Annotated in this window: 5 protein-coding genes; all 5 read right to left on the bottom strand. The window is 74.7% G+C overall.

The window, feature by feature from the left end; translation table 11 throughout:
• On the bottom strand, positions 1 to 1,729 hold a 1,729-nt coding region (locus ND748_RS23735), incomplete at its 3' end, for a PEP/pyruvate-binding domain-containing protein (RefSeq protein ID WP_251748174.1).
• A gap of 69 nt (positions 1,730 to 1,798) precedes the next feature.
• Positions 1,799 to 2,569, bottom strand: a complete 771-nt coding sequence (locus ND748_RS23730) for a phosphatase PAP2 family protein (RefSeq protein ID WP_251748173.1) — start codon at positions 2,567 to 2,569, stop codon at positions 1,799 to 1,801.
• A gap of 149 nt (positions 2,570 to 2,718) precedes the next feature.
• Positions 2,719 to 3,465 (bottom strand): SDR family NAD(P)-dependent oxidoreductase, encoded by a 747-nt coding sequence (locus ND748_RS23725; protein WP_251748172.1) that lies wholly within the window; start codon positions 3,463 to 3,465, stop codon positions 2,719 to 2,721.
• A 166-nt stretch (positions 3,466 to 3,631) separates the two neighbouring features.
• Complete coding sequence (locus tag ND748_RS23720) at positions 3,632 to 4,585, bottom strand: bile acid:sodium symporter (protein WP_374216015.1); 954 nt, start codon at positions 4,583 to 4,585, stop codon at positions 3,632 to 3,634.
• 172 nt (positions 4,586 to 4,757) lie between these two features.
• A partial coding sequence (locus ND748_RS23715; protein ID WP_251748170.1) for a sensor histidine kinase KdpD occupies positions 4,758 to 5,583 on the bottom strand: 826 nt, incomplete at its 5' end.

The raw sequence follows: 5,583 nt of genomic DNA, 5'->3' as shown, positions 1-5,583 counted from the left end.
GGGCCGCACCGCGGGCGGTGGCCGCCTGCACCGGGACGGACGCGGCGAGGTCGTGCGAGATCGTCAGCTCCCGCAGCCGGGCGAGAGTCAGGTGGCGGACGTCGGCGGGATGGTGCAGCTGGCCGTGGCGGGCGAGGCGCCGGCCGAGTTCCATCGCCGCCTGCGCGGTCAGCTCGTGCAGCCAGCGGGCCCGCAGCCGGACCGCCTCACGGGCCACCGCGACCGGGTCGTCGCCTTCCCCGGTGGGCAGGCGCACGTAGGCGGGGGTCGGCGGCAGGGCACCCGGGCCGCCGACGGCCGGCGGGATCAGCGCCAGGCTCTCGGGATGACGCGCGACGATCTCCGCGTCGGTCATCCCGTCCTCCCGGGCGCGGGAGACGGCGGCGAGCGCCACGGCGGCGCCGGTCGTCGAGGTCGCCCGGGCGTCGAGGAAGAATCCGGCGAGCACCTCGTGGGCGTGCACCCCGCGCAGTGTGGTCCGCGCGTTGGTCAGCAGCAGGTGGAGCTGGTGGTCGGCGAGCGTGGCGGGGTCGGGCACCGCGCGCAGGTCGGCGTCGACCTCCTCGACGAGGTCGGCGACGATCGCGGGGAAGGCGCCGCGCAGCCGGCCGAGCCGCCAGGCGGCGCGCAGCCGGCGCATCCCCGGCCGCGGGTCCAGCGGCATCCACCACCGTCGCCGCGGCTTGATCACGCCCAGGGCCTCCAGGTCGACGGCGACCCGACCCTCGACGTCGATGACGAACCGGCGGCGCAGGTGACCACGGCCCGTCGCACCGGACAGCCGCAGCGCCTCGCGCAGCCCGTCCTCCAGGGGCGGCACCCACAGGTCCAGTTCGAGGTGGGCCAGCGGCTCGGGGAACGTCTCGGCCACCGGCCCGGGGCCGAAGACCCGGCCGTGCGCGACCGGCACGGCCGCCGTGATCGGCCGGCTCTGCAGCAGCCGCAGCGTGCCGTCCGGCTCGATGAGCCACTCCATGTCCTGCGCAGCGCCGAAGATCCGCGAGGTCCGCCGGGCGAGGCGGGCGAGCTGGCCGCGCTGGCGGGCGTGCACTGCCGCGGGGAGCGTTCCGTCGACGGACTTCAGCCGCCCGCGCCGGGTCAGCAGCAGCGAGGTGCCGGTGACCTGGCCGCTGACGATCGCCTCGGGCAACCCGTCGGTCATCGAGACCAGGATGCGGGAGCGGTTGCCGGTCAGCGGGTCGAGGCCGAACATCACCCCGCCGACGCGGGCCTGCGCCATCGGCTGGACCAGCACGGCGATCGGGGCCTGCACCGGCCCGACGCCGGCTGCCGAGGCGACAACCTTGCCGACCGCCTCGACGAAGGCGTCCCAGCCGGTGACGTGCAGCACGGACAGGTACTGGCCGGCCATCGACGACTCCGCCGAGTCCTCCGCGACGGACGAGGAGCGCACCGCCAGCGGCCGGCGGCCGTCCTCGGTGAGCTCCCGCCACCGTTCGTGGATCGCGTCGCCGCGGGCCGGCTCGGCCCCGCCGGGACGCCCGGTCGCGGCGGTGGTGACGACGAAGCCGGGGATGACCGGCAGCCCGGCGCGCGCGGCGACGGCGAGGTTGGCGGCCTTGGCGCCGACGAGCGCGGTGTCGCTCGCCGCCACCTCGTCCAACCGGACGACCACCGGTCCGCCGGACTGTCCGCTGCCGGTCTGGCCGGCGCGTTCGTCGCTGGCTGCGACCGGTGAGTCGCCTTCGGCGGCGGGCGCGGTGCTCACAGAAGCGCGTGCGTCCTCCCGTGGCATACAGCCCCCCACCCCGACATGTCCCTTAGCGCACGAGGCTACTCAGGCCGGCGGAGCACAGTCGCCCGACGCGAGATTCGCCTCACCGCGCCGGCAGGCGAGCCGGTCGTGGACGCGGTGGAAGACGCGGTCGACCCCGGCGAGCAGCAGCACGGCGAAGATCGTGCCGGCCACGACGTCGCTGGGCCAGTGCACGCCGAGGTACACCCGGGTCGAGCCGATCGCGGTGACGACCACGCACGACACGGCGACGCTCACCCGCCAGGCCCGCCGCGACGACGTGTACAGCGAGATCACGATCGGGACCATGCCCCACAGCGCCGCGGCGGCCATCACGTGGCCGCACGGGAAGGACGGGCCGACCCCGGCGACCATCCGGTCGATGTCCGGCCGCGGCCGGTCGACCAGGGCCTTCGCGGTGAACTCGACCAGCGGCCGCAGGGCGGTGACGGCGAGCACGGTGGCGCCGACCGTCCGGCACCGCGCCCAGGCGACCAGCCCGAGCAGCGGGCCGAGGGTGTAGACGACCCGGGAGCTGCCGAGGAACGACACCCGCCGGACGATCCAGTCCAGCGTGCCGGTGCGATGGGCGATGACCCAGGACTCGATCGGGGAGTCGAGGTGGCCGACGACGAACCCGTTCGCCCAGTGCACGCTCACGGCCAGCACGGCCAGGATCGCGGCGAGGACGGCCAGCCGGCGCCGGTGCGGGACGAGCACCGGGGCGGCCGAGGTCGGGACGTGCCGCCGGCTGTCGCGAAGGGCCGGCACCGACAGCCGGGGGGACTCGAGGACTTCAGTCGAGACAGTCATTAGCACAAGAGGGTACAAGCCCGTCCTGTGGGCCCCCGTCGACCGGCTCGCCTCGCCTCGGCGCCAGCCGCGTGCGGTCAACGGCGTGCGGTCAACGGCGTGCCGTCAACCGCGTGCGGTCGCCCCGCCTGTCGGCTCGGCCGATGCCGTCAGTCCCACATGATGCCGCCGTCGATGAGCAGGGAGTGACCGGTGATGAAGCCGGCCTCGTCGGAGAGCAGGTAGGCGACGGACCCGGCGACCTCCGCCGGGGTGCCGATGCGTCCCATCGGGACGAGTGAGGCCCACTCCGCCTGCTGCTCGGGGCCGTAGCCGGCGAGCCCCTCGGTGAGGATCGTGCCGGGGCACACCGCGTTGACGCGGATGTTGCGCCGGGCGTACTGCAGCGCCGCGTTCTTCGTCAGGCCGACCACGCCGTGCTTGGCGGCGGTGTACCCGGCCATCGACGGCGCGTTCTTCACCCCGGCGTTGGACGCCATGTTGACGATCCGGCCGTGCCCGGCGTCGACCATGTGGCCGAGCTCGGCGCGCATGCAGAGGAACACGCCCCGCAGGTCCACGCCGAGGACCCGGTCCCAGTCCTCGATCGGCAGCAGGTGCAGGTCCGTCGGCGCGTGCGCGACACCGGCGTTGTTCACCGCCATGTCCAGGCCGCCGAGCACCGACACCGCGGTGTCGAACAGCTCGGTGACGCTGGCCGGGTCGGCGACGTTCGACGCCACGAAGGTCGCCTTGCCGCCCTGGTCGGCGATGCGCTGGACGGTCTCCTGACCGCCCTTCTCGTCGATGTCGGAGACCACCACCTGAGCACCGTCGGCCGCCAGTCGCAGTGAGACCGCGCGGCCCAGGCCCGAACCCGCCCCCGTGACGACGACTCCCGCTCCATCGAATGACATGGCAAACTCCCTCGTGACCATCCCCGTGAACGCTGTTGTCCTGCACAGTCATCCTGCTCGGAAAGGGCGGATCTGCACCTTCGTGCCATCGTCTCTCTGCTCACATCGCCCGTCCGGACGGCCACATCACCGGTCGGACAGGCGCGTCACCGGTCGGACGGGCGCGTCATCGGTCGGGTAGCAGGCGGGGCACCACCCGGACGTAGACGATCATGCCGAGGATCTCGACGAGGGTCTGGGTGACGACGACGGCCGCGGCGATCGCGAACCGGTCGGGCAGCGACAGGGCCAGCGGCAGTACGACGAGGGAGTTGCGGGTCGCCCCGCTGAACACCACCGCCCGGGCGGCGGGGACGTCGAGGCGCAACAGCCGGGCGACACCGAGCCCGGCGAACGCCATGACGACGAGGAAGGCCACGTACGCGGGCACCACGGCGGCGACCTCGGCGAGGTCATCGCGGATCTTCGGGGTCTGCGACGCGACCACCGCACCCAGGACGACGACCATGAGCGGCACCATCGCCGCCCCGGCCGCCCCGGCGAACGCCGCACCCGCTCGCCGGCGCGCGGCCCACGCCTGCACCGTCCAGGCCAGCGCGAGCGGGACGACGATCAGCCCGCCGAACGCGGCGAGGAACGGGCCGATCTCGACGACGTCGGCGAGACCCGGACCGAGGAAGGCCAGTAGGAACACCGGCAGCAGCAGCATCTGCGCGGCCAGCAGCACCGGCGTGGCGGCCAGCAGCGCGCCGGCGCGGGCGCCCGCGAGCCCGCTGAACACGATCACGTAGTCGACGCACGGGCAGAGCAGGACGAGCAGCACGCCGAGCCGCACGGCGCGGGCGTCGGGCAGGAACGGCAGCATCGCGGCGACGACGCCGGGGACGACGACAAAGTTGACGGCGAGCACCGCGGCGAGGAACCGCCCCGCCCGCAGCGACCGCACCAGCTCCGCCGCCGGCACCTGTAGGAACGTCACGAACAGCAACGCCCCGAGCGCCGGGTTGATCGCGTGCGCCAGCCCCGGCCCGGCCCCGGGCGCGGCGACCCCCACCACCGCCCCCACCGCGATGGCGCCCAGGTAGATCGGCACCTGCCGCCGCTCCAACCCGGCAGAGATCCGCCCCACCCGTCCGCCCTCCCCTCCACCAGGCCCGGGCCCACACCCTGCCTCCCCCACCTACCCGCGGCGAGGCGGCGAGTTGCGGTGCGTTCTGTCCGGTCTGGCCGCCGATACCGTGCAGAATGCGCCACAACCTGGCAGTGCGCCGCACGCGGGGCGGGTGGCGGCGTCAGGCGAAGTCGTCGGCGGGTGGCGGTGAGAGCGTGGGTGGCGGCGATCGGGTGGGTGGCGGCGATCGGGTGGGTGGCGGTGAGAGGGTGGGTGGCGCGGGGACGGTCGGGTCGGCGTCGTCGAGGGCGGTCAGGGACGGGGGCGGTTCGGCGGCGGGGAGGCTGACCACCATCGTCAGGCCGCCGCCGGGGGTGTCCTCGGGGGTGAGGGTGCCGTTCATCGCCTCGGTCAGCCCGCGGGACAACGCGAGCCCGAGGCCGACGCCGGTGGTGTTGTCCCGGTCGCCGAGCCGCTGGAACGGGCGGAAGACCTGGTCCCGATGGTCGGCGGGGATGCCGGGTCCGTGGTCGATCACGCGCAGCTCCACCCGGTCGGCGAGGCTGCTGGCGGTGATGATCGGGGGGCGCCCGGCCGGGGCGTGGCGTAGCGCATTGCCGACGAGGTTCACCAGCACCCGCTCCAGCAGCGCCGGGTCGGCGTCGATCGTCGGCAGGTCGTCGGGGATGCGAATCGCGATGGCCCGCGCGGGCGGGCCGAGCTCGTCGAGGGCGTGCGGGACGACGTCGTCGAGCCCGATCGGGCGGGGGAACACGCTCAGCGCCCCGGCCTGCAGCCGGGACATGTCCAGCAGGTTCTCGACCAGGCGGGTGAGCCGGTCGAGGGACTCCTCCGCGGTGGCGAGCAGCTCGTCGCGCTCGTCCCGGCTGAGCACGGCCTCGGCGGAGCGCAGGCCGGTGACGGCGGCCTTGGCGGCGGCGAGCGGGGTGCGCAGGTCGTGGCTGACGGCGGCGAGCAGCGCGGCGCGGACCCGGTCGGCCTGGGCG

This window comes from Frankia sp. AiPs1, assembly GCF_023716945.1.
Lineage (GTDB): Bacteria > Actinomycetota > Actinomycetes > Frankiales > Frankiaceae > Frankia.
This window is presented reverse-complemented; position numbering and strand designations above follow the sequence as displayed.

What these genes read in the sequence shown, in the direction of transcription:
- ND748_RS23730 (WP_251748173.1), bottom strand. Translation starts at nt 2,569, where the DNA reads ATGACTGTCTCGACTGAAGTCCTCGAGTCCCCCCGGCTGTCGGTGCCG.
- ND748_RS23725 (WP_251748172.1), bottom strand. Translation starts at nt 3,465, where the DNA reads ATGTCATTCGATGGAGCGGGAGTCGTCGTCACGGGGGCGGGTTCGGGC.